The organism is Burkholderia sp. PAMC 26561, from assembly GCF_001557535.2.
Taxonomy (GTDB): Bacteria; Pseudomonadota; Gammaproteobacteria; order Burkholderiales; family Burkholderiaceae; genus Caballeronia.
Window position 1 is genome coordinate 706,290 of record NZ_CP014307.1, and the last position, 22,398, is coordinate 728,687.

A 22,398-nucleotide genomic window follows, 5' to 3' on the forward strand; every position below is an offset into this window, starting at 1 on the left:
ATCAAAGGCTTTCAAGCGCCAGTGCAATGCCCTGCCCGCCGCCAATACACAAGGTCACCATTGCGCGCCTGAGGCCGTCGCGTTTCATCGCGTGGACTAGGCGCGTGACCAGCACCGCGCCCGTCGCGCCGATCGCGTGTCCATGGGCGATCGCGCCGCCTTCCGGATTCACGATGTCATCGGGCAGACCGAGCGTGCGCGCAACCGCAATGGGCACGGCAGCGAACGCCTCGTTGATCTCGATGCGCTCGAGGTCGCCCAGCTTCCAGCCCGCGCGATCCAGTGCCTGCTGCACGGCCGGCACTGGTCCGAGTCCGAACATGCCGGGTTCGACTGCCGCGATGCCATAAGCCACGAGCCGCACCGATGCCGCGATCCCATTGCGATCCGCAAACGCACGGTCCGCAACAAGCATGGCCGCCGCGCCGCTGTTAAGGCCTGGCGCGTTACCCGCTGTGATCGTGCCGTCCGGACGAAATGCGGGGCGGAGCTTCGAAAGTGTCGCTAGGGTGGTGTCGGGGCGCGGTTGTTCGTCGGTATCGAATAAGACAGTTTGCTTGCCCGCCTTCACGTCCAGCCCGACGATCTCCGCTTTGAAAAACCCCTTCGCTTCAGCCGATGTGAACCGCTGCTGCGAACGCTCGGCAAAGCGGTCCTGCGCCTCGCGCGTGATGTCCATCTGCGTCACGAGGTCTTCCGTGTGCCAGCCGGAATGCTTGCCCGAAAAGGCATCGTCCAGACCGTCGCGCAGCATGCTGTCGTGGATTTCCGCGTTGCCCATGCGATATCCGAACCGACCGTTATCGAGCAAGTACGGCGCGCGGTCCATGTTCTCCATGCCGCCTGCCACCGCGAGCTGCACGAATCCCGCGCTGATTTCGTTCGCCGCCGATACCACCGCCTGCGCGCCCGATCCGCATACACGGTTCACGGTCAGCGCGGGAACGGAAACCGGCAAACCACCATTCACCGCCGCCTGTCGCGCGGGATTCATGCGATTTCCCGCCTGGATCACGTTGCCGAACGTGACTGAATCGACCTTCTCCGGCGCGACGCCCGAACGCTGCAGCGTCTCCCGGATCACGGCTGCGCCGAGGTCGGTCGCGCTCGTGCCTTTCAGCGTGCCGTTGAACGCGCCGATTGCCGTTCTGACCGGCGCGCACAACACGATCTCGCGTGACTGGCTTTGCGTACTCATGGTGGTTCTCCCGTTTTAGTGGGCGGGCGTCAGGTAGGCAGGCGTTGCGGAAGACAGCGATCCCTTCACGTTGCGGCCGACGTCATCGACGAGAATCTCCTCCTTGCCCTGCTCGATGCCTTCCAGCACTTGGCGCACGACTTCTTGCGGCGTGGTTTTGGGTGCATTGATGCCGGCGGTCATGTCAGTATCGATAAAAGCCGGGTGCACGCCGACCACCAGCGTGCCCTGGCCGCGCAGTTCGGTCCGCAGGCCGTTCGTGATCGCCCATACGGCCGATTTGGACGCGCTATAGGCACCCGTTCCATCGATAGTCAGCCAGCTCAGCACCGACAGGATATTGACCACCGCGCCGCCGCCGTTGCGCTTCAAGGCCGGCGCGAACGCCTGCGTGACGGCGAGTGGGCCGATCACATTGGTTTCGAACAATGAGCGGGCGGCATCGATGGAACCCGCGTCCAGCAGCGAGCCGCCGATGATCGCGCCCGCATTGTTGATGACGATCTGCACGTCGGTCAGCCGGTCGGCCGCGGCGGCGATGCTTTGCGCGTTCGTCACGTCGAGCTGGACGGCTTCCACGCCGGGAATCTTGATGGCGGATTTATCGCGCGCCGTTGCATAGACCTTGGATGCACCTGCTGCCAGCAGTGCCTTTGCGAACTGCTCGCCCAAGCCGCGATTCGCGCCTGTAACCAGAACTACCTTGCCTTTGATTTCCATGTCAGCTCCATCAAGTGTATATGCACTAAATGCATTAAAAAAACGCCCGGCGTTATGCCGGGCCTTCGTTTCATTCCATCGATGTCAGTTCCAGCAATGACTTCCTCAACTCCCTCGCGCGGTCCCGGCCGAATTTCTCTTCGAATTCCTTTTGCGCCTCGTGCCAGCGCAAAGCGGCTTCGCCAAGCGTTTTTTTACCGCCTTCGGTGAGATTCAGCGCCACGGCGCGCGTGCCGGCGTCTTGCTGGTCGGCCGTGACCAGACCATCGCGTTGCAAAGGCTTCAGCGCGCGAACCAGCGTGGTGCGCTCCATCACCATTGCATCAGCGAGTTCGGCCATGGTCGTCCCTGGCCGCCGGTGAATGGCGGCGAGGAGCGTGTACTGCGCGGCCGTCACGCCTGCCTGCCCGACGTGGCGCTCGTAAAGCTGCGAGACGAAGCGCGCCGCCTGGCGGATGGCGAAACAATTGCAGTCGAGATAGGACAATTCAGGGGAAGTCATACGCACAGAGTAGTTTGTGCATATGCACTTTGTCAAGCTGGCACCAATTCGATGTTTTGACGCGCGTCATCAGGTGCGCGGATAAGCCATCACATCGCCTTCCACGGACAACCCCACCCGCTCGCCCAAACGCGGATACGAATACCCCGCCACGCGGATCTGCATGCCGTGTGAACCGCCGTCCGAGCGCAGCATGACGCTGGCATCGTGGCCATAAAAGACGACTTTTTCGACGGTCGCGTGCACATCGCCGTGATCCGTAATGCGGATTTGTCCGGGGCGGATCATTACGTCGACATCGCTTGCTGCAACCGCACGCGTGATGGGCAACGTACCGAATTCGCAGCGCACGTGCATCGGATCGCCGGAAACAATCGATCCCGGCACGATCACCGCATCGCCGACAAAACTCGCCAGTTCCCGCGATACCGGCCGCCGGTACACCGCCTCCGGCGTATCCGTCTGCACCAGCCGCCCGCGCCACAGCACGGCGACCTCGCGCCCAAGCGACAAGGCTTCGGACTGGTCGTGCGTGACCAGCACGGCTGTCGCGCCGGTCGCCGCGAGTGCGTCCGTCACGGCTTCGCGCGTCTCGATACGCAGCGCGGCATCGAGCGATGAAAACGGCTCGTCGAGCATCACGAGCGATGGCGACGGCGCGAGCGCGCGCGCCAACGCCACGCGTTGCTGCTGACCGCCCGACAAGGCCTGCGGCGCACGGTCGCCATACGCAGCGGGCAGACCGACCAGCGCAAGCAGTTCATCGACTCGATACCGCGCCCGCCGCTGCGCACGTGGCAACCCGAAGACGATGTTGTCGGCGACAGAAAGGTGCGGGAACAGCGCGCCTTCCTGCGGCACGTAGCCAATCCTTCGTGCTTCCGACGGCACATGAACGCCCGGTCCGGCGACGCGCACGCCATCGATTTCCACCGTGCCGCCGTCGGCGCGTTCGAAACCGCAAAGCACCCGCAACAGCGTGGTTTTGCCGCTGCCCGAAGGTCCGAGCAGGGCCAGCAAGGTGCCTCGTTCCACCGACAGATCCACGCCATGCAGCACGGCTTGTCCATCGAAGGATTTGGTGAGGCTGGTCACGCGAAGTTCGCTCATATCGTTCTATTTGTCAGACGGCGAACCGGCTTGCACATTGATTTGAAGTCCTGCCTTGATATCGCCTGCTCGGCCCGCGACGGCGGACCGTCCGAGCAACGCGAACAACGTGCCCGATGCCAGCAGCGAAATGCCCACCAGCAACGCGGCGTATGGGGCCGCGGCGGCAAACGCGAGCGTGGAGGTGTCGATCCATACTTGCGTTGCGAGCGTGCGCGTGCCGATGGGCGACAGGAGCAGGGTGGAATTGAGTTCGGTGACGACCGAGATGAACACCATGGTCGCGCCGGCGCCGAGACCCGGACCGGCCAGCGGCAACACGACGCGACGCACGGTTTCGCGCCAGCCGAGCCCAAGCGAGCGAGCGGTCTCTTCCAGCCGCGGCTGCGCCTGCGTGAACGCTGCGCGCACGCTCACGAGCGCGAGCGGCAGGAACAAGATGGCGTAGGCCACGACCAGCAGCGTGGCGCTTTGATAGAGCGGGCGCAACGCATGCACCGCCAACGACACGATTGCGAGCGCCACCACGAGGCTGGGCAAGCCTTGCGCGAGAAAGACGGTGCGCTCGAACATGGTTGCGACACGGCTCGGAAAACGCACGAGCAAGAACGCCAGCGGCACGCATGCGAGCGTGGTGACAATTGCCGCGGCAAAACCGTAACCTAGTGACGACAACGTGGATTCGACCAGCAGCGCAGGCGACACTTCGGCCGGCGTGATCGCGGCTGCGCCGGTTTGCGTGAGCCAGAAACCGATCATGCCGATCGGCACGCCCAGCGTCACGATTGCCAGCGCGGCAAAGCCTGCGGCGACGATCCACCGCCAGTGACCGAGGTCGTAGCGCAATGCGGCGCGGCGAACGCCGCGGTCCACGCGTTCGTAACGCGCGCCGCCGCGCACGCGCATTTCCAGCGCGAGGCAAAGCAGGCACATCGCAATGAGGATGCAAGCAAATACCGAAGCACCGCTGCTGTCGAAGCTCGTACGGTATTCAGCGTAGATTTGCGTGGTGAAGGTGCGAAAGCGCAGCAGCGTGAACGCGCCAAATTCTGAAAGCACGCCGAGCGCGACAAGCAGCATTCCACCCAGCAACGCAGGCCGCAATTGCGGCAATACCACGCGAACGAACACGCCGGTACGTCCGCACCCGAGCGACCGCGCGGTTTCTTCGAGCGCCGGGTCCATGCCGCGCAGCGCCGCCGCAACGGGCAAATAAACCAGCGGAAAATAAGCGGTCGATATCACGAGCAACGCGCCCGCGAAGTCCTGCAAATCCAGGCTCAACGATACCCACGCATAACTCGTGATGAACGCAGGCATGGCAAGGGGCGCGACCGTCAGCACAGCCCAGAAGCGCCTCCCCGGCACACGCGTGCGTTCGATAAACCACGCCGTCGCCGTGCCGACCACCGCCGAAACCAGCGTCGCGCTGATCGTTATGGACAACGTATTGATCAGCAATTCGCCGACGAGCGGCCTGAAGATCAACTCGAGCGCATCGTCCCAGCCATACGTCACTGCACGATAAACCGTGAAAGCAAGCGGCATCAGCACGAGCAGCGCGCACAACCCTGCCGCCACGAGCAAACCCCGCGGCGCGCGTTTGCGGCCGCGGGGTTGGGGCGACGCCTGAATGCTTGTGGCGTTCACGACATCGCTCATGCCTTTACAACAAGCCGGCCTGACGCATCAGCTTCGCGGCCTTGCTGTCATCGCCGAGTTGTTCGATGCTCAACGACGGCGGGCTCAACTGGTCGAAAGGCTTCAACATCGGGTCAGGCGCGACGCCAGCATGCAACGGATATTCATACGCGATCTTGCCCTTCGCGATCAGTTGCTGCGCACGTTCGCTCACCAGGTACGCGAGGAATTGCTGCGCGACCTGCTGGTTCTTGCTCGACTTCAACACCGCCGCGCCCGATACGTTCACCAGTGCGCCCACATCGCCGTTGCCGAAGTGATAGATCGCGCTGCGGGTCGCGCTGTCGCCGAGTTGCGTGTGCAGGCGCGCCCAGTAGTAGTTGTTCACTACGCCCGTCGCCACGCCGCCCCGATTCACGGCCGCGACCACACCTTCGTCGTCATCGAAGAGTTGCGCGTTTTTCTTGAGACCCTTGAGCCATTGCAGCGCCTGGTCGTCGCCCTTCATTGCAATCACGGCGCTCACGACCGGCAGGAAATCGCCGTCGCTGGGCGCAATGCCGACCTTGCCTTTCCACTCCGGCTTGGCGAGATCCATCAGCGATGCCGGCAGTTGCGCCGCCTCGACCTTCTTCGTGTTGTAGACCAGCACGTTCTCACGCGCGAGCACGCCGACCCAGTCGCCCTGCGGCGAGTTGAAACGCGCCGGGATCACCGAGAGCGTGGACGCATCCGTCTTTTCCAGCATGCCCTTCTCGCCGAGCAGTACGAGTTCGGGCGAGTTCTCGGTGAAATAGACATCGGCGGGAGAAGCCGAGCCTTCGGCAACGAGTTGCGCGGCCATTGCCGGGCCTTCGCCGTTGCGGACCTTCACCGATACACCGCTTTGCGCCTCGAAATCTTTCGCAAGCGATGCCACGACCTGTTCGTGCTGCGCGTTGTACAGCGTCAGCGTGGCTGCAGCCGAACTCAACGGCAGGGCAGCCGAGGCGGACAGCACCGCGATGCCGCACAGCGCCCGCAATACGGGCATGGAGCGTGTGGTCTTCATTGCATTCTTTCCTGTTGTGTTTTTGACGTTGAGCAACTGCGACTACGGGTCAAGCTTCGAACAATCCCGCACCGATGTACGACCCCGGCCGCGCACCCGGCGGACACGCGAACACGCCGCTGCCTACGTGCGTGGTGAACTGATTCATCATGTCGAACTTCGCGAGCCGGTCGTTGATCGGAATGAAACCGGTGCGCGGATCACTCTGATGCGCGATAAAGATCAGCCCCGCGTCGTACTCGGTTTCCTGACGCCACGGCGGCCACCGTTCGATATAAAAATCCGTGCCGTCGTTGTACGAATACGAGCGTCGCAAGATTTGCGCGCCCTTGTTCGTCGCCTGGTTCGACAAGCGCACGTGCGAGTTGTCGGGGATCACAGGGTTGCCGTCTTTATCGGCGGCGTCGAGATCGAGCGCGTCGAACTCGTTCTTCTTGCCGATAGGCGCACCGCTGTATTTCTCACGGCCCATCACCTGTTCCTGGAAACCGCGTTCCATCTGGTCCCAGTGTTCAATGGTGATCCGGATACGCCGCACGACCGTGTACGTGCCGCCGTTCATCCACGGCGCGTCGGGCGCGTCGGCCCAGACAAACTGGTTCATCAGCGCGGGTTGCGCCGTCGACGGATTGTTCGTGCCGTCCTTGAAGCCCATCAGGTTGCGCGGCGTCTGTCCGCGCGGACCCGACAGGAATCCCGCCTGGCCCCAGCGCATCGCGACCATGCCATACCCCATGCGCGCGAGCTGACGTACCGCATGAAACGCGACCTGGGCATCGTTCGCGCAGGCTTGAATGAGGATGTCGCCGCCGGTTTTCTGCGGCAGCAACTGGTCGCCGTTGAAGCGCGGCAAATCGACGAGCGCAGCCGGCCGGTGCTTGGCGATGCCATAGCGATCCTTGCCCTCGTGCTCGAACATGCCCGGGCCGAAGCCGAACGTGACCGTCAGACCCGCCGCGCCGATGCCGAGGATATCGCCGGAGTCGGGCGCGGATTGATCGTCGGTGGGCAGCGGTTTCGCCGTCTCGCCGCGCGACATGCGCGCCGCCGCATCGGTCCATTGCTTGAGAAGGTTGATGACGTCGTCGCGTTTGTCGGTCGTGAGATCGAGCGCGGCCACATACGTATGACTCTGCTGCGGTGACACGATGCCCGCCTGATGCTCGCCGAAAAACGGCTCGACCACGGTCATCGGGTCGACGGGTTGCTTGAACTGCGCCTTGGTCGCTGCGTGCGCGACCGAACCCGCGCCGAACGCCGCGCCCGCCGCAACGCCCGCTTTGAGAAAGCGCCTGCGCGGTGGATCCTGATCGTTTGCCATGATGTCGCCCTGCCTTGTTACGTGTTGCGTGTTACTTCGCCAGGACCAGCGTGTTCACATCGTCCTGGACGTAATAGAAACCGTCGCCTTCCGGCGTCAGCGCAATGCCGAACAAGTCGCCGTTGCCCGGGGGCGATTGCGCCTTGTCGGTATCGATCCAGCGTGCATACAGTTGCTTGCCCGTCGCGGGATCGATCTCCACCACCTGGCCGTTCAACGCGTTCGTGACCAGCAGGTGCCCGTTGGGCGCGGTCACCATCGCGAGCGGCCGATGCAGGAAGCCGTCGGCGGTCAACTGGCGGCCGACACCCGCGCTGGTGTCGCGCGTCATGGGGTCATCGATTTCCGTTACACGGTTGCCGATGGCGTCCGACGCGTACAACAACTTCTGATCCTGAGACAACGCCAGTCCCGTCGGCCCGACCAGGAACACGCCCTTGTCCGCCTGCGCGCCGAAGCCGCTCGCGATCACGGTTTCCTGCTTCACGACGGGCGCACGGCCCTCGGGAATATCCAGGTCCAGGCGCAGGATGGTCGCCTGCTTGAAGACCGGCGGCGTGCCGTCCGCGGCGCCCACACCGAAGCCCGCGTTGCTCACGAAGAGCGTCGCGTGATCGCCGTTGTCGACCACCGCCATGTTGCCCCACGGATCGTTGATATTCGGGCTCACGATCGTCGATGCAACCTTGCCCTGGTTGTCCAGCACGATCAGGCAGCCGGCGCCCTTCGTGTTGGTCGTGCCGTCGTTGCTCGGCGTGCTGCCGACGATCACCCAGCCCGACTTGAGCATGGTCATCGCGGTCGAGAGGCCGATACCGCCCGGGCATTCCTTCAAGTCGCGCGGCACGGTGGCGAAGACGCTCAGCTCCTTGGTGTCAGGGTGATAGTTGACGATGGTGCTGCCGGTGCCCTGCAAGTTGGCGGCATTGTTGAAGTTGCCGACCAGCACGTCGCCCTGCTTGACCGTCCCGCTTGAAACCGGCGCGACCACGAGCGCATACGGATTCTGGTCGCCGTTGGACGGCACGGTGTTCACGAGCGTGGTGTTTCTATGCAGCGTTTCGAGAAAGCCGACAGGCGCTGCTTGTGCGGCGGTTCCTGCGAGGCCGCCCGCAAGCGCGATGATGCCGATAAGTTTTTTCATGCGAGTGTTCCGGGTGCGTGCATCGAGGTTCATGGTCACGAGTCCCGTCGATCAGAAAGTAATGGTGGTGCGCACGCCGACCACGAGGGTATTGCGCAAGGCCGCAGTCGGCTCGTTCGGGTTCTGGCCCGCGCCTGCGTTGAAGGTGTATTGCAGGTCGCCCTGCATGATCCACCACGGCGTGACCTGATATTGATACGTGGCTTCGACCGCGGTTTCGCTGGTGCGCACGCCGTACGGGCCGCCGCTGAACGCCGCGCTCTGCACGTCGAGATCGTGCACGTGATTGCCGACCTTGATGTACGCGAGGCCGATGCCGACGCTGTCGTTGTCGCGCCCCTTGAACGGCGCCTTCATCACGATGCCCGCGTTCGCCGAAAGGCTCACGAGGTTGCGGTCGCCCGGCGCACCCATCACGCGCGCAAACACGCCGATACTGCGCGGTTCATCCGGGTCGGGGCGCCAGATCATCTGGTCCGCGACCGCGTAGAAACTGTAGTTCCCGCGGTGCGATTGCGCGTTGCCGCTGCTCGCCGGATTGGCGAGCGACAGACCGGTATCGTCGATACCCTGGTCGTCGAAACGTTCGTTGTTGTACCAGAAGCCGATCTTGTACGTGCCCGGCAAACCGCTTTGCGGCAGGCCGACCATTTCGCCATCGGACGGCTGGTTGATCGCGTACTGCAACTCGCCTATGTACAGCGCGCCGTTATGCAGGTTGAAGTTCGTGCCACTGAGATTGCTCGGGTTGTTGCCGAGCGGATCGCCGTCGTAGACGCCCGCCAATGCCGTGATCGCCGGCGTGATCTGGCCGCGCACCCGCACACCGAGCGCGGACAGCGGATAAGCCGGACCGCCCGAGGGCATGTCGTAGGACGGCAGGCCCGGCCAGCCGAACATGGTGTTCACGAAGGTGGCCGCGTACGAGCTGACCATGAACTCCTGGTCGATACTTTGCTGGCCGACCTTCACGTCCACGCGCTTGTTCAAGAACGATTGCTGGTACCAGAGTTCCCAGAGACGCGTCGTGTCCTGCGCTTCAATGCCGCTCGCCGTGTTCAGCGTTCCAAGGTTGTACTGGCTCAGGTTGCGGCCATGGATCTGCAGCGCGCTCGCGTTGAACGTGCCGCCTTCCCAGCCGAAAGCCTTTTGCGTATCGAGGCCGAGGGTGACCGTGCTCAGGCCGTCGTAGGTGCCGCCGGTTTTCAGGCCGCCGCGCACGTTGGCCAGGTATTCCGATGTTTCCGTCGCCTGGAGCGAGACGCCGTATTTACCGAGGAACGAGCGGATGCCGCCCATGTCGCCGAGCAAGGTCGAGCGGGTCCATACACCCGTCCATTGACCGGCTTGTTGCGCCTGGATGTTCAGGTCGGCCTCGGGCGCGTCCGTGGGTGTTGCGTCCGGATTCGCCGGGTTGCCGGCTGCCATTGCCGCCGATGAAGCCAGCGCAAGCCACGCACTCAGCAAGGCACGGCGCAAGGGCGCTTTCGAAACGCGCATATCGCGTTGGACCGGGTGGACGGGTTGCATCGAAATCCTTTGTCTTTGTTGCGGCGGCTGTCGCGGCGATTGAAGCGAACGCGAGCGTCGCGTTGATTATTCTTGAGACCTTTTCGCCGGCGGTAATCGCCGGTTGCGTGGTATCGACGCATATCGAAAATCTCTTCGGAACCGTTCTCCATAAGGCACCGGCGACCGAATCGTACCGAGACGATCCCTAATCGTCAACACAAATGAGAACGATTCTCATTATAATTACACCGAGTTGAAGACCACATTACAACTAGCCGTTTTCGCAAGTCTTTCAGTGAATTGGATGAAATTAATCCGTAATGCTTTCGATATATATGATTAATTCCCAGCCTCTTGAAAGCACTCCCCCGGTCCGAGCTGATTTGTGCCGCAATCTTCAGGCGTGGGTTGACACTGCGATCCGTTGTATTGAACAAACGCGTAAATGAATCAATCCGGGCGTGCCTTGCGTCCGGCGGCCCCGTTTGGCTTCAGCTAAATCCGCTATGCCGAAATGCGCATCGCGAATGCGATGAACTGCCAAGACGCCGCTAATTTGGTTTCCTAAATTGCTGGTGGCGATGAATCGCATTTCCTCGCGGTTAAAGCCCGGTTTGGTTTAAGCAGTTATTTCGTCGACACCATAATGACGACGCGGGGAAATCCGCCTTGCCGAGGTAAATCGGCCATGGTTCATTCCTGATGTTGAACCGCGTCATCAAACCAATAAACCGTCCTGGCCGCCCGACCTGTCCAACCCGAAGGAGAAGAAAATATGCAACTTCGAACAAGTCTCAAACCGCTTGCCTGGATCATCGCGTGTGCTGCCGCCGTGGGTGCGTTGCCACTGTCCGCCGCTGCTGAAAACATCGATGTGAAGGTCGGTTTCGCCGCGCCGCTGACGGGCGCAAACGCCGGTTATGGCAAGGACTTGCAGAACGGCGTGCAGCTTGCACTCGATGAAGCCAACGCCAAGAAGATCCAGATCGGCGGCAAGACGGCCAACTTCATCATCCAGGCCGAAGACGACCAGGCCGACCCGCGCGTGGGCGTGCAGGCGGCGCAAAAGCTCGTGGATGGCGGCGTCGCCGTGGTCGTCGGCCACTTCAATTCGGGCACGACGATTCCCGCGTCGCAGGTCTATCAAAACGCGGGCATTCCCGTGATCGATCCCGCCGCAACCAATCCGACCATTACGGAACGCGGTTTCGACAACGTCTTCACCGTCATTTCCAGCGATGCCCAGAACGCCGGCAACGCCGGGACCTACGCGGTGAAGGTCACGAAGGCGAAGAAGATCGCGATCATCGATGACCGCACGGCCTTCGGCCAGGGCGAAGCTGACGAGTTCGAGAAGGCCGTAAAAGCAGCCGGCGGCTCGATCATCGCGCGTCAGTTCAGCGACAATCAAACCGTCGATTTCTCGGCGCAACTGACGGCGCTCAAGGGCGCGGGCGCGGACCTGATCTTCTTCGGCGGCCTCGACCGGCAAGCTGCGGCCGTGGCCAAGCGGATGAAGCAGTTGAGCGTCAACGCGCAGCTCGTGGGCGGCGGCGGCGTGATGGATGCTGACTTCCTGAAGCTCGCAGGCGACACAGCCGAAGGTGTGATGGCCTGGGAATACGGCAGCCCGCTTGAAAAGATGCCGCAAGGCAAGGCGTTCGCCGACAAGTTCCAGAAGCGGTTTGGCGTCGCGATCCTGTCGTACGCGCCGTTCGGCTATGACGCGGCGTGGGCGGCGATCAACTCAATGGAAAAAGCGGGATCGATCGATCCTAAGGTGTATCGGCCGGTGTTGAAAGCGATCTCGTTTCCGGGAATCACGGGAACCATCGCTTTCGATGACAAAGGTGCCTTGAAGAACGCGTCCTCTACGATGTACCAGGTCAAGAGCGGCGCCTGGGTGCCGATTGTCACGAAGAGCGGCACGTAAGCGTCATGAAGCGCGGCGGCAATCAGGCGATTGCCGCCCTCTTCAGTACCCGCCTTGCAATGAGGCGGGTACTTTGATCGTCCCGGAACTGGTAAAGCGCACGCTGCCGAACATGTTGCCCGCGAGCTTCCCGCGCACGGTGTAGGGCACGCTGCCTCGCTGCATCACGTCGGAGAGGCCGAATGCCTGCCTCGCGGCGGCGAATGCGGAAACCGTCAACGGGATATTCAACACGGTCTCGCCGAAACGCGGCAATGTTCCGCGTGCGTCGCTCACGCCGCTCGCGAATGGTTTGCCGTCGAGTTCGAGGTCCAGCGCTATGCCGTCGTAGTTGATCGGCGTTTCGTTGGGGTTCTGCACGCGCAGCTTCACGACAAACCGCAGCTCGAGCCCCTGCCCTGCAATCGGTTCGATGCCCGCCACGCTCACGCGTGGCGCATCGCGATCGAACAGACTCGCGCAACCGGCGAGGCCCAGCACCAAAAAAAGCCCGGCAAAAAACAGACGCATCGCGTGATCCATGAAGTTGAGTGTGGTCGCCCACTATAGCGGCATGGCCACACTCGCGACTCGACGCCTATCGCTTCGTGGAGCTTCGCCGGGTTCGTTCGTAGAAGCCGGGCGGCTTGGTCCTCACCCAGTCGACGAACTTGCGGACATCGTCATTGGCGAGCAACGCCTGGACGGTCGAATATTCCTTCGCGAGCTGACCTTCGCTAAAAAGCGCGTGCAATTGCCTGTGGCAGACCCGATGCAGCACCGCGACGTCCTTGCCCCCCTTCGACTTGGGCACGAGGTGATGTTCGTCGCGCTGGCTTGCCGGAACCGCCCGGCCGCATAGCGCGCAGGATCCATCGGCGGCGGGTGGTTTGTACCAGGGCTCGGGGACGCGTTTTGCCATAGCGGAAAATTATTTACGCCCGTTCCAGATACCTCGAAAGCCCCGCCCGCGTTAGCGCAGCCTCGCCTTCCACCCACTTGGCAAACTCGCTCAATACCTTCGATGCCGCCGGGCGTTCCGGATAAATCAGGTAATACGAAGCTCCGCTCGGCACGCAAAGCGAAAACGGCGTGACGATCCGTTGCGCGAGCAAATCCTCTTCGATCAACGACAAATCCCCGATCGTCACGCCCAAGCCCTGCATCGCTGATGAAATCGCAAGGTCGAGCGTGTCGAAGTGCTGCGCTTTCGCCGACGGCAATCCACGATACCCATAAGCTGCAAGCCACCTCAGCCAGTCGCGCCGGTCGCGTGTGGGATGCAGCAGGGTTTGTTCGGCGAGGTCGTCCGGCGTGATGTCTCGCGTCACGCGCTTGAGCAAACCAGGCGCGCAGACGGGCGTCAGGACTTCGTCGAAGAGATGATGCGAACTCACGCCCTTCAGCGCCGGCTGACCGAAAACGATGGCGGCATCGAATTGCTCGGCGTTGAATTCCACCCCATGGGACACCGCCGCCGTCACCTCGATCACCAGTTCCGGCCTCTCGTTCTGCAGACGGATCACGCGCGGCAAGATCCAGCGCATGGCGCACGTCGGGCATTTCACGCGCAAGGTGCCTGACTGCGCGCCGCTGCGCTCGAGCGCTTCGGTGATCTGCGCAAGCGCCTGCTGCACAGGCGCGAGCAGCATGGCGCCGTTCGGCGTGAGCGCCAGGCCGCGCGGCTGGCGCACGAAGAGCGCATACCCCAGATGCGCCTCCAGCCCGGAAATTTGCCGGCTGACGGCGCCTTGCGTGACATTGAGCAGATCGGCGGCGCGCGTAAAGTTGAGGCGCTGCGCAACGACGGCAAACGTCTTCAGGACATCGAGAGAAGGCAGCGGTTTCATTGGGGAACCTTGTGAGCCATGAGCGGCAGGCATGGCTAGTATGACAAACTTTCGATTGTCGGCGGTTAATGACTGCTGTCGAATGATCGTCGGTATATGAATTCAGTCTTACGGAGATTTGTCGTGAAAAGTGCCTGGACCCCTCAATCGAAGCTGCCCGCTGTCGGCACGACCATTTTTACCGTGATCGGCCAGCTTGCCGAGGAACATCACGCGCTGAATCTCTCGCAAGGCGCACCGAACTTCGCGCCCGATCCGAAGCTCGTGGAAAGCGCCGCGCGAGCCATGCGCGCGGGGCATAACCAGTACGCGCCCATGTCCGGCGTTCACGCGCTGCGCGACGCGCTCGCGCTGAAAACGCAAAAGCTCTACGGCGCGAGCTACGATCCGGCAAGCGAAATCACCGTGGTCGCGAGCGCGAGCGAAGGCCTGTACGCAACCATCAGCGCGCTCGTGCATCCCGGCGACGAAGTCATCTACTTCGAACCTTCCTTCGACAGCTACGGCCCGATCGTCCAGTTGCAGGGCGCGACGCCCGTTGCGATCAAACTTTCGCCGGTGGATTTTCACATCGACTGGGACGAAGTTCAGGCCGCCGTCACGCCGCGCACGCGCATGATCATCGTCAATTCGCCGCATAATCCGTCGGGCAGCGCGTTCACGAGTGTGGATATCGAGCGCCTCACCGCGCTTACGCGTGACTCGAAGATCATCGTGTTGTCGGACGAAGTGTATGAGCACGTGGTCTTCGACGGCGCCCTGCATCACAGCATGGCGCGTTATCCGGCACTGGCCGAGCGCAGCGTGATCGTGTCGTCGTTCGGCAAGTCGTATCACGTGACCGGGTGGCGCGTCGGCTTCACGCTCGCCCCGGCGGAACTGACCAACGAGATCCGCAAGGTCCATCAGTTCATGACATTTTCCGCCGATACCCCCATGCAGATCGCGTTCGCCGAAGCACTCGGCGACGAATCGAGCTATCTGGGCCTCGGCGCGTTCTATCAAAAGAAACGCGACTTGCTGGCCGAGTCGCTTGCCGGTTCGCGTTTCGAACTGCTGCCGAGCGCGGGCAGCTTTTTCCTGCTGGCCCGCTTCGGTGCGTTCTCCGATGAAACCGACAGCGACTTCGTGCTGCGCCTGATCCGTGAAACGCGTGTCGCTACAATCCCGCTATCCGCGTTCTACACCGACGGCACCGACAACCGCATCATCCGCCTGAGCTTCGCGAAGGACGACGACACGTTGCGCGAAGGCGCGCGCCGTTTGTGCGCGGTTTGAATTCATCGATACTCAAAGGGAGATACATCATATGAAGAAGCGCCTTCACGCACTGGCCGGCGCCATGCTGGTTGCGGCATCGTTGTGCACGACGGCAACCGCTTTCGCCGCCGATTCCGACACGCTGCGCTACGGCATCGAGGCGCAATATCCGCCGTTCGAATCGAAGTCGGCATCGGGTGAATTGCAGGGACTGGATATTGATATCGGCAACGCTGTGTGTGCCGCGGCCAAGATGAAATGCGCGTGGGTCGAGACCTCGTTCGACGGCCTGATTCCCGCGCTGCAAGGCCGCAAGTTCGACGCCATCAACTCCGCGATGAACGCCACCGATCAACGCCGCCAGGCCATCGACTTCACAAGTATCGTGTATCACGTGCCGACGCAACTGATCGCCAAGACGGGTAGCGGCCTCACGCCCACGCCTGAGTCGCTGAAGGGCAAGAACATCGGCGTGCTGGCGGGGTCGGTTCAGGAGACGTTTGCGAAGGCGCATTGGGCGAATGCGGGCGTGAACGTGGTGGCGTACCAGGACCAGAACCAGGCTTATACGGACCTGAAGGCCGGGCGTCTGGACGGCACGCTCGTGATGTCGGCTGCGGGTCAATCGGGCTTTTTATCGAAACCGGATGGCGCGGGTTACGCATTCGCGGGCGGTCCCGTGCACGATGAAAAAATCCTGGGCAGCGGCATTGCGTTCGGCATCCGCAAGGGCGACAAGGCGCTGAAGCAACGCCTGGACACAGCCATCGCGAAGTTGCAAGCTGACGGAACTATCGCCAGGGCAGCAAAGAAACATCTCGGCGATATCGACGTGTCGGTTAAATGAAAGCGTTTCGGATCTGAATGAAAGTATTGTGGTCAGCGCGGTTTATTGAACGCTGGCACACTAGCGGCAATTCGTTGCTATGACATTCATTGTCGTAGCATCCATTGATGCTTTAGCACCGCCGGCCGCATGGGTTCTCCGTGTGGCCGCTTTATCTGGATCTGCCATGAGCACTGCGCCTGCTGCCGCACCCGCTGCGCCTGCCCCGCCTGAACCTCTCAAAGGCGGGCAACTTGTCCTTGCGACCGTCGCCGTGGCCCTTGCCACGTTCATGAATGTGCTCGATTCATCGATTGCGAACGTCGCCATTCCGACCATATCCGGCAATCTGGGCGTGTCCGTGGACGAAGGCACGTGGGTCGTCACCGTGTTTGCCGCGGCCAATGCGGTATCGATTCCGCTGACCGGCTGGCTGACCCAGCGCATCGGGCAGATCAAGTTGTTTGTCGGCGCGATTATTTTATTCGTGATCTCTTCGTGGCTTTGCGGACTCGCGCCGACACTGCCGATCCTGCTCGCCGCCCGCGTGTTGCAAGGCGCCGTTGCCGGGCCGCTGATTCCGCTTTCGCAAGCCATCTTGCTGGGCTCTTATCCAAAGGAGAAAGCGTCCATGGCGCTTTCCCTCTGGGCGATGACCGCGGTGGTCGGCCCCATTGCGGGTCCGGCGTTAGGCGGCTGGATCACCGACAGTTACTCGTGGTCGTGGATCTTTTATATCAACATCCCGGTGGGATTATTCGCCGCAAGCGTGACGTGGTTCATCTACCGCAAACGTGAATCGGCGACGCGCAAAGCGCCTATCGATACGGTCGGATTGATGCTGCTGATCGCATGGGTGGCATGCCTGCAGATCATGCTCGACAAAGGCCGCGACCTCGACTGGTTTTCATCGCCGCTGGTCGTCTGGCTCGGGATCATCGCGATAATCGCGTTCGCGTTCTTCGTGGTCTGGGAATTGACCGAAAAAAATCCCGTGGTGGATCTGCGTTTGTTCGCGGGACGCAATTTCTTTGGCGGCACGGTTGCCATTTCCGTGGCGTATGGCGTGTTCTTCGGTAACCTCGTTTTGCTGCCGCAATGGATGCAGCAGTACCTGAATTACCGTTCCGTGGACGCCGGGCTCGTCACCGCACCTTTGGGCATTTTCGCGGTGATTCTCGCCCCGGTCATGGGCAAGGTATTGCCGCGCACCGACGCACGCGTGGTCGCGACCATGGCGTTTGTCGGCTTCGCGATCGTGTTTTATATGCGCTCGAAGTACGTGATCGAAATCGATACATGGCATCTGGTTCTGCCCACGCTGTTGCAGGGCATTCCAATGGCGCTGTTCTTCGTGCCGCTGACGTCGATCATCTTGTCGGGATTGCCGCCTTCCAAGATTCCGGCGGCGGCGGGTTTATCGAATTTCGCCCGGGTTTTTTGCGGCGCCGTAGGCACGTCGTTGTGCGGTAACGCGTGGACCGACCGGATTGCCCTTCATCACGAACGGCTGACCGAGCAGGCGAATGCCAATAATCCGGCCTTCATGGCGTCGCTTCAGGCTTCGCAGAACACATTGCATGTCAACGAAGCCCAGGCGCGTGGATTGTTCGACTTCACCGTGAACACCCAGGCCGCGATGATGGGACTCAACGACATCTTCTTTGCGTCCGCGGTGATCTTCATCCTGATCATTCCGCTGATCTGGATCACCAAGCGCGCGAAAGGCGGCGGTGGTGGCGCGGCGGCCGGCGCGCATTGAGGTTTGAGATAGGGCTCGTTGATCCATAACGAGCCCTGCTACTTTTTAAACGTGATGTGCGAAACCCGCCGCACCATCAGCACCGCCGACAAGGCAGCCACTGCAGTCAGCAGCACGCCTATATGAATCGATTGCACGAGAACTTCACGCGCGCTTTCGATCAGCGCCGGGCCGTCCAGTCCAACGGGCGCAAGATCGGCAAGAAGCTTGGAGCGCAAGGCTGTATCGATAAGAATGCGCGGATCGTTGAATCGCGGCAGCCACGCGGTACTTGCCGGCTCGCCCAACACGCGAAGCGTGCGCGTGATGACATCGCGATAATGATGCTGAACGATCGTCGCGACCACACTGGTTCCGAGCATCCCGCCGACCATGCGCGTGGATTGCAATAACGCCGTGGTAATGCCGAACCGCTCGCGCCCGGCGATTTCCTGTCCGAATACATTCAGGTTGTTCAGGATGAAACCCAGTCCGACGCCGATGCCGGCCATCGGTATCTCGATCCAGACATGCGGCGTCGATGCATTCGCAAACGAAAGCCCGATGCACGCAAACAACAGCAACGTAAAGCCGATGGAAAGGATCATGGTCGGCTTGCGCAAATGAATCACGATCCGCGTGTTGATAAAGCTGCCAATCGCGATAAACATCGCAATCGGCGTGGCGAGCAACCCGGCTTGCTGCGGCGACAAACCAAAGCCGCCCTGCAACAATAACGGCGCGAAAAAGATCAGCGAAAACATCACGAATCCGGACAGCACGGACAGCGTGAACAGGGTCACAAGTTGCGGGTCCTTGAACAGATCGAGCGGAATGATCGGATGCGTCGCGCGGCGCTCGCACATCAATAACGCTGCGGCGCCGATCACCACGCATATCGCGAGAACGATGTTGCCGGTCGTCAGTCCGCTCTTCGGCACGCCTTCAATGAATGCCTGCAATCCGCCGAGAACGAGCGCCACGAGCGCCGCTCCCATCCAGTCGATTTTCACCGCGCCCTGACGTGGCCGCCGATAGTTCGGCAAATGCGCCCAGATGAAATAAAACGCGGCGATGCCCACCGGCAAGTTGATGAGAAACGTGGAACGCCATCCCCAGTCCTCGCTCATCCAGCCGCCGAGCGACGGCCCCGCCGCCGTGCCAATGCCGTACGACGCCGCCATGACTACTTGCCAGCGCACGCGCAAACGGGCATCGGGGAAAAGATCGGGTATCGATGCAAACGCGGTACCCACCATCATGCCGCCGCCGACGCCCTGCAAGCCGCGCGCGATGACCAGGAACAACATGTCGTTCGCCACGCCGCATAGCACTGATGCCACCGTGAACGTGACCACCGCGGCGATCACGAAACGCTTGCGGCCGAAATAATCGCCAAGCCGACCGAACACCGGCACCGTCACCACCGAAGCCAGCAGATACGCGCTCGCAATCCACGCGTAGTACTCGAAGCCATGCAGTTCCGCGACGATGGACGGCAACGCCGTACTCACCACGGTCTGGTCCAGTGCAACGAGCATGTTGACGAGACCGATGCCGAGCATCGCTAAGAGGGCGTTTCGAAAAGGAAGGGGTGATGCGGTATGCGGATCGGTACTGGCGGCGGCTTGGGACACGGGCAGAAAGTGGGCAGATGATCAAAGGCGAGGGGTGAATTGTATGCCGCCATTAAGTCTTCCTCCGCGTATCGGCGCCGCGACGGCGAGTGCAGAATGGAACGATCGGCAATAAATACAGTCGGACGATTGAAAGCCACGCTTAACCGCAGAAGGAGAATCGCATGTTCACTCGAATAGTCGTCGCTATCGATGGCAGCCGTACTTCCAGCCGCGCATTTAATACCGCGCTCGAACTCGCCGTCACACATCACGCGGTGCTGCAGCCGTTCTACGTGATCGAAGAGGCCCCCATCTACTACGATGTCCCCGGCTACGATCCCTCGATCCTGCGTACCCAGCTTGCGGATCAAGGCGCCACGCTCGCCGCCGAAACCAACGCAGCGATGAAACAGCGCGGGATGGAAGGCCAGGTCCTGGTGAGTGAAGCGTCGTCAGTGGAAGATGTGGCCGAGCTCGTTCTCAAGGCCGCGACCGCATTCAACGCCGACCTCCTCGTAATGGGCACGCACGGGCGCAAGGGATTCCAGCGGCTGATTCTTGGCAGCGTGGCGGAGCGGTGTCTCCGGCAGGCAACCCTGCCGGTGCTGCTGATTCCTTCGGCAGCGGGAGGCGAAGACGTCGCAGCTCAGGTCGCGGCTTAGGCGTTGGAGCAGTCATGCGCGCGGGGCCCCGTGGCGCCGCGCCATTGCAACAAATTGTCCGCGACGTTCTGCCGCCGGATTTTGCATGGTATCAATGGGACAATTTTCCTTGTTACAGATCAAGGTTCTAAATTGTTCTTATAGCCGAGCACGCCATGCAGACCTTGCACGAGACTTCCGCATCAGCACATTCCGCCGGCCCGCGCCACGCCGCGCACTGTTCGACATGCTCGTTGCGGCAGTACTGCATGCCAGAAGGCCTGTCCGCCACCGATACCGACAAGCTGCAGTCGGTCATCGTCAATGCGCGCAACATCAGGCGCGGCGAAACGCTGTTCCGTATCGGCGATACATTCGATGCGCTTTACGCCATTCGCTCCGGTTCACTCAAGACGGTCGTGACGAGCGCGAATGGCCGCGATCAGGTCATGGGTCTGCACCTGGGCGGCGACGCGCTGGGGCTGGAAGGTTTCGAGAACGGCCATCACGCGTGCCGCGCCGTAGCGCTGGAAGACAGTTCTGTCTGCGTCGTCCCCTTGTCCGCTTTCGAACGCGCGTGCCGCGAGACCATTGCCATTCAGCGGCGGCTGCTGCAGTTGCTCAGCCGTGAAGTCGTCCGCAAATCGACACAGACCGTAATTCTCGGCACCTTGCGCGCCGACGAACGTGTCGCCGCGCTGCTTCTCGACATCTCTTCGCGCCTCACGCGCCGCGGGTACGCCGGGAACGAATTCAACCTGCGTTTTACACGCGACGACATGGGCAGTTTTCTCGGCATCACGCTGGAAACCGTCAGCAGGACCCTCTCGCGTTTTCAGGCGAAAGGCCTGCTTCGCACAGACGGCAAATTGATCCATATCCTCGACTTCGACGGACTGCGCGCCGTCTGAAGAATACCGCTCATGCGGTTCACGGGCGGTTCAAGCAGGTCGGGCATGTCCTCTGCTACGATTTATCGTTTCGCACGGCCACTGCCCGGAGAAAAGAGCGATGAATCGCGAACCCACCCCGCTGCATCCGCTGCTCGCCCGACTGCGCGAAGCGCGCCAGGCAACCGACGCGCTGTTCGCCGTCGTCAAGCCCGAATTCCTGTATGAACGGCCGATTGCCGAGCGGCATCGGATCGTGTTTTACATTGGTCACCTGGAAGCGTTCGACCGGAATCTCTTCGATCAGCGCCTGTTCGACCTGCCCAGCCCCAATGCAGAATTCGATCAGTTGTTCGCATTTGGTATCGATCCTGTCGACGGCGGCCTGCCAACCGACCAGCCGCAAGACTGGCCGACGCTGGAAGAGATCCGCGCGTATGTGCAGCGTATTCGCGATGACATCGATGCGCGCTTCGACCCCGTCGAAATTACAAACGGTGCCGACAAGGACGGCAGTTTCGTCGAGCCGGCAATCAAGCCGGAGACGTTGCTGGAAGTTGCGATCGAGCATCGGCTGATGCATGCCGAGACGCTTGCGTACATGCTGCACCAGTTGCCGCTACACCAGAAAACTGGCCCGAAGGTAACCGAGCAGGAAGCGCGGCATCCCCTCCATACCGGCTCAAAACGCGAAATGGTCCACGTGCCCGCGGGCACGGCCACGCTCGGCCTTACGCGCGAAAGCGGAACATTTGGCTGGGACAACGAGTTTGGAGAACACAAGGTGGACGTGCCGGCATTCGAGATAGACCGCAATATGGTGACGAATGCCGACTGGCTCGACTTCATCCGGGCCGATGGATATTCGAACCGCGATCTCTGGCGCGATGCCGACTGGGCGTGGATCGAGCAGGAAGGCATCGATCAACCCGCGTTCTGGGTCCGGGATTCATCGAATGCGGACGCGTGGAAACTGCGAACCATGTTCGACGAGATTGACCTTCCGGCTGACTGGCCCGTCTACGTGAGCCATGCCGAAGCCAGCGCATACGCAAAATGGGCGGGCAAGTCGTTGCCAACCGAAGCGCAATGGCAACGCGCCGCCGAAGGTGCGCCTCACGTGCAGACAGGCAACTTCGATTTCCGCCGATGGGAACCGTCTCCCGTTCAGGCGCATCCGGAAAACCGCAGCGCGGCCGGCGTGGAAGGACAGTTCGGCAATGGCTGGGAATGGACATCGACCCCGTTCGGGGCATTACCCGGGTTCGAACCGTTCTCGTTCTATCTGGGCTACTCGGCGAATTTCTACGACGACCAGCATTACGTGCTCAAAGGCGGCTCGCCACGCACGGCGGCATGCATGCTCAGACCGAGTTTTCGCAACTGGTTCCAGGCGCATTATCAGTATGTGTATGCCGGGTTCCGTTGCGTGCGCAACTGACGAGCCGTTACAAATATCA

The 22,398-nt window shown here is 61.6% G+C and carries 20 protein-coding genes; 7 read left to right on the forward strand and 13 right to left on the reverse strand.

Annotation, left to right across the window (positions count from 1 at the left end; genetic code table 11):
• Nucleotide 1: 1 nt before the first annotated feature.
• The 9 genes from AXG89_RS18895 to AXG89_RS18935 form a co-directional block, all read right to left on the reverse strand.
• Complete coding sequence (locus AXG89_RS18895) at nucleotides 2-1,198, reverse strand: thiolase family protein (RefSeq protein WP_062171598.1); 1,197 nt, start codon at nucleotides 1,196-1,198, stop codon at nucleotides 2-4.
• Between the two features lie 15 nt (nucleotides 1,199-1,213).
• On the reverse strand, nucleotides 1,214-1,918 hold the full coding sequence (locus tag AXG89_RS18900; RefSeq protein WP_062171600.1) for an SDR family oxidoreductase: 705 nt from the start codon (nucleotides 1,916-1,918) through the stop codon (nucleotides 1,214-1,216).
• A gap of 70 nt (nucleotides 1,919-1,988) precedes the next feature.
• Nucleotides 1,989-2,420, reverse strand: coding sequence for a MarR family winged helix-turn-helix transcriptional regulator (locus AXG89_RS18905; protein WP_062003384.1), 432 nt, complete (start codon nucleotides 2,418-2,420; stop codon nucleotides 1,989-1,991).
• 69 nt (nucleotides 2,421-2,489) lie between these two features.
• Nucleotides 2,490-3,530 (reverse strand): ABC transporter ATP-binding protein, encoded by a 1,041-nt coding sequence (locus AXG89_RS18910; protein WP_062171602.1) that lies wholly within the window; start codon nucleotides 3,528-3,530, stop codon nucleotides 2,490-2,492.
• Between the two features lie 6 nt (nucleotides 3,531-3,536).
• Nucleotides 3,537-5,192 carry an ABC transporter permease gene (locus tag AXG89_RS18915; protein WP_062171604.1) on the reverse strand — a complete coding sequence of 552 codons (1,656 nt, stop codon included), beginning with the start codon at nucleotides 5,190-5,192 and terminating at the stop codon, nucleotides 3,537-3,539.
• Between the two features lie 4 nt (nucleotides 5,193-5,196).
• On the reverse strand, nucleotides 5,197-6,222 hold the full coding sequence (locus AXG89_RS18920; protein WP_062003742.1) for an iron ABC transporter substrate-binding protein: 1,026 nt from the start codon (nucleotides 6,220-6,222) through the stop codon (nucleotides 5,197-5,199).
• Nucleotides 6,223-6,271: 49 nt separating this feature from the next.
• Nucleotides 6,272-7,543 carry an iron uptake transporter deferrochelatase/peroxidase subunit gene (gene efeB, locus AXG89_RS18925; protein WP_062171606.1) on the reverse strand — a complete coding sequence of 424 codons (1,272 nt, stop codon included), beginning with the start codon at nucleotides 7,541-7,543 and terminating at the stop codon, nucleotides 6,272-6,274.
• A 31-nt stretch (nucleotides 7,544-7,574) separates the two neighbouring features.
• Entirely contained in the window at nucleotides 7,575-8,687 is a 1,113-nt protein-coding gene (locus tag AXG89_RS18930; protein WP_086381217.1) for a hypothetical protein, read from the reverse strand.
• A 51-nt stretch (nucleotides 8,688-8,738) separates the two neighbouring features.
• On the reverse strand, nucleotides 8,739-10,187 hold the full coding sequence (locus AXG89_RS18935) for a carbohydrate porin (protein WP_372237045.1): 1,449 nt from the start codon (nucleotides 10,185-10,187) through the stop codon (nucleotides 8,739-8,741).
• Nucleotides 10,188-10,974: 787 nt separating this feature from the next.
• On the opposite strand from AXG89_RS18935, the gene AXG89_RS18940 reads away from it, so the two are divergent.
• Complete coding sequence (locus AXG89_RS18940; RefSeq protein ID WP_062171610.1) at nucleotides 10,975-12,132, forward strand: branched-chain amino acid ABC transporter substrate-binding protein; 1,158 nt, start codon at nucleotides 10,975-10,977, stop codon at nucleotides 12,130-12,132.
• 42 nt (nucleotides 12,133-12,174) lie between these two features.
• Here AXG89_RS18940 and AXG89_RS18945 read toward each other — a convergent pair whose 3' ends face one another.
• The 3 genes from AXG89_RS18945 to AXG89_RS18955 are packed head-to-tail and all read right to left on the reverse strand — an operon-like array spanning nucleotide 12,175 to nucleotide 13,961.
• Complete coding sequence (locus tag AXG89_RS18945; protein ID WP_062171612.1) at nucleotides 12,175-12,654, reverse strand: LEA type 2 family protein; 480 nt, start codon at nucleotides 12,652-12,654, stop codon at nucleotides 12,175-12,177.
• A 55-nt stretch (nucleotides 12,655-12,709) separates the two neighbouring features.
• Complete coding sequence (locus tag AXG89_RS18950) at nucleotides 12,710-13,033, reverse strand: HNH endonuclease (protein WP_062171614.1); 324 nt, start codon at nucleotides 13,031-13,033, stop codon at nucleotides 12,710-12,712.
• A 13-nt stretch (nucleotides 13,034-13,046) separates the two neighbouring features.
• Nucleotides 13,047-13,961: a LysR substrate-binding domain-containing protein gene (locus AXG89_RS18955; RefSeq protein WP_062171616.1), complete on the reverse strand. Its 915-nt coding sequence runs from the start codon at nucleotides 13,959-13,961 to the stop codon at nucleotides 13,047-13,049.
• A 123-nt stretch (nucleotides 13,962-14,084) separates the two neighbouring features.
• Here AXG89_RS18955 and AXG89_RS18960 point away from each other — a divergent pair, with 123 nt between their 5' ends.
• The 3 genes from AXG89_RS18960 (at nucleotide 14,085) to AXG89_RS18970 (ending at nucleotide 17,809) form a co-directional block, all read left to right on the forward strand.
• Nucleotides 14,085-15,239, forward strand: coding sequence for a methionine aminotransferase (locus AXG89_RS18960; RefSeq protein ID WP_062171618.1), 1,155 nt, complete (start codon nucleotides 14,085-14,087; stop codon nucleotides 15,237-15,239).
• A gap of 64 nt (nucleotides 15,240-15,303) precedes the next feature.
• The gene (locus tag AXG89_RS18965; protein WP_062172590.1) at nucleotides 15,304-16,068 is read left to right on the forward strand and encodes an ABC transporter substrate-binding protein; all 765 of its coding nucleotides are present in this window, start codon (nucleotides 15,304-15,306) and stop codon (nucleotides 16,066-16,068) included.
• 166 nt (nucleotides 16,069-16,234) lie between these two features.
• Nucleotides 16,235-17,809, forward strand: a complete 1,575-nt coding sequence (locus AXG89_RS18970; RefSeq protein ID WP_062003396.1) for a DHA2 family efflux MFS transporter permease subunit — start codon at nucleotides 16,235-16,237, stop codon at nucleotides 17,807-17,809.
• Between the two features lie 38 nt (nucleotides 17,810-17,847).
• Here the strand turns inward: AXG89_RS18970 and AXG89_RS18975 are convergent, their stop codons facing one another.
• Nucleotides 17,848-19,353, reverse strand: a complete 1,506-nt coding sequence (locus AXG89_RS18975) for an MFS transporter (RefSeq protein ID WP_062171619.1) — start codon at nucleotides 19,351-19,353, stop codon at nucleotides 17,848-17,850.
• A 236-nt stretch (nucleotides 19,354-19,589) separates the two neighbouring features.
• On the opposite strand from AXG89_RS18975, the gene AXG89_RS18980 reads away from it, so the two are divergent.
• The 3 genes from AXG89_RS18980 to AXG89_RS18990 all read left to right on the forward strand — a co-directional run bounded on the left by AXG89_RS18980 (nucleotide 19,590) and on the right by AXG89_RS18990 (nucleotide 22,379).
• Nucleotides 19,590-20,069, forward strand: a complete 480-nt coding sequence (locus AXG89_RS18980; protein ID WP_062171621.1) for a universal stress protein — start codon at nucleotides 19,590-19,592, stop codon at nucleotides 20,067-20,069.
• Nucleotides 20,070-20,317: 248 nt separating this feature from the next.
• Nucleotides 20,318-20,959 carry a helix-turn-helix domain-containing protein gene (locus AXG89_RS18985; protein WP_236873469.1) on the forward strand — a complete coding sequence of 214 codons (642 nt, stop codon included), beginning with the start codon at nucleotides 20,318-20,320 and terminating at the stop codon, nucleotides 20,957-20,959.
• A 100-nt stretch (nucleotides 20,960-21,059) separates the two neighbouring features.
• Complete coding sequence (locus AXG89_RS18990) at nucleotides 21,060-22,379, forward strand: SUMF1/EgtB/PvdO family nonheme iron enzyme (RefSeq protein WP_062171625.1); 1,320 nt, start codon at nucleotides 21,060-21,062, stop codon at nucleotides 22,377-22,379.
• The last annotated feature ends 19 nt before the right edge of the window (nucleotides 22,380-22,398 follow it).

What these genes read in the sequence shown, in the direction of transcription:
- AXG89_RS18990 (WP_062171625.1), top strand. Translation starts at nt 21,060, where the DNA reads ATGAATCGCGAACCCACCCCGCTGCATCCGCTGCTCGCCCGACTGCGC.
- AXG89_RS18935 (WP_372237045.1), bottom strand. Translation starts at nt 10,187, where the DNA reads ATGCGCGTTTCGAAAGCGCCCTTGCGCCGTGCCTTGCTGAGTGCGTGG.
- AXG89_RS18975 (WP_062171619.1), bottom strand. Translation starts at nt 19,353, where the DNA reads ATGCTCGGCATCGGTCTCGTCAACATGCTCGTTGCACTGGACCAGACC.
- AXG89_RS18900 (WP_062171600.1), bottom strand. Translation starts at nt 1,918, where the DNA reads ATGGAAATCAAAGGCAAGGTAGTTCTGGTTACAGGCGCGAATCGCGGC.
- AXG89_RS18920 (WP_062003742.1), bottom strand. Translation starts at nt 6,222, where the DNA reads ATGAAGACCACACGCTCCATGCCCGTATTGCGGGCGCTGTGCGGCATC.
- AXG89_RS18945 (WP_062171612.1), bottom strand. Translation starts at nt 12,654, where the DNA reads ATGGATCACGCGATGCGTCTGTTTTTTGCCGGGCTTTTTTTGGTGCTG.
- AXG89_RS18940 (WP_062171610.1), top strand. Translation starts at nt 10,975, where the DNA reads ATGCAACTTCGAACAAGTCTCAAACCGCTTGCCTGGATCATCGCGTGT.
- AXG89_RS18915 (WP_062171604.1), bottom strand. Translation starts at nt 5,192, where the DNA reads ATGAGCGATGTCGTGAACGCCACAAGCATTCAGGCGTCGCCCCAACCC.
- AXG89_RS18905 (WP_062003384.1), bottom strand. Translation starts at nt 2,420, where the DNA reads ATGACTTCCCCTGAATTGTCCTATCTCGACTGCAATTGTTTCGCCATC.
- efeB (WP_062171606.1), bottom strand. Translation starts at nt 7,543, where the DNA reads ATGGCAAACGATCAGGATCCACCGCGCAGGCGCTTTCTCAAAGCGGGC.
- AXG89_RS18965 (WP_062172590.1), top strand. Translation starts at nt 15,304, where the DNA reads ATGCTGGTTGCGGCATCGTTGTGCACGACGGCAACCGCTTTCGCCGCC.
- AXG89_RS18970 (WP_062003396.1), top strand. Translation starts at nt 16,235, where the DNA reads ATGAGCACTGCGCCTGCTGCCGCACCCGCTGCGCCTGCCCCGCCTGAA.
- AXG89_RS18930 (WP_086381217.1), bottom strand. Translation starts at nt 8,687, where the DNA reads ATGAAAAAACTTATCGGCATCATCGCGCTTGCGGGCGGCCTCGCAGGA.
- AXG89_RS18980 (WP_062171621.1), top strand. Translation starts at nt 19,590, where the DNA reads ATGTTCACTCGAATAGTCGTCGCTATCGATGGCAGCCGTACTTCCAGC.
- AXG89_RS18985 (WP_236873469.1), top strand. Translation starts at nt 20,318, where the DNA reads ATGCCAGAAGGCCTGTCCGCCACCGATACCGACAAGCTGCAGTCGGTC.
- AXG89_RS18910 (WP_062171602.1), bottom strand. Translation starts at nt 3,530, where the DNA reads ATGAGCGAACTTCGCGTGACCAGCCTCACCAAATCCTTCGATGGACAA.
- AXG89_RS18950 (WP_062171614.1), bottom strand. Translation starts at nt 13,033, where the DNA reads ATGGCAAAACGCGTCCCCGAGCCCTGGTACAAACCACCCGCCGCCGAT.
- AXG89_RS18895 (WP_062171598.1), bottom strand. Translation starts at nt 1,198, where the DNA reads ATGAGTACGCAAAGCCAGTCACGCGAGATCGTGTTGTGCGCGCCGGTC.
- AXG89_RS18955 (WP_062171616.1), bottom strand. Translation starts at nt 13,961, where the DNA reads ATGAAACCGCTGCCTTCTCTCGATGTCCTGAAGACGTTTGCCGTCGTT.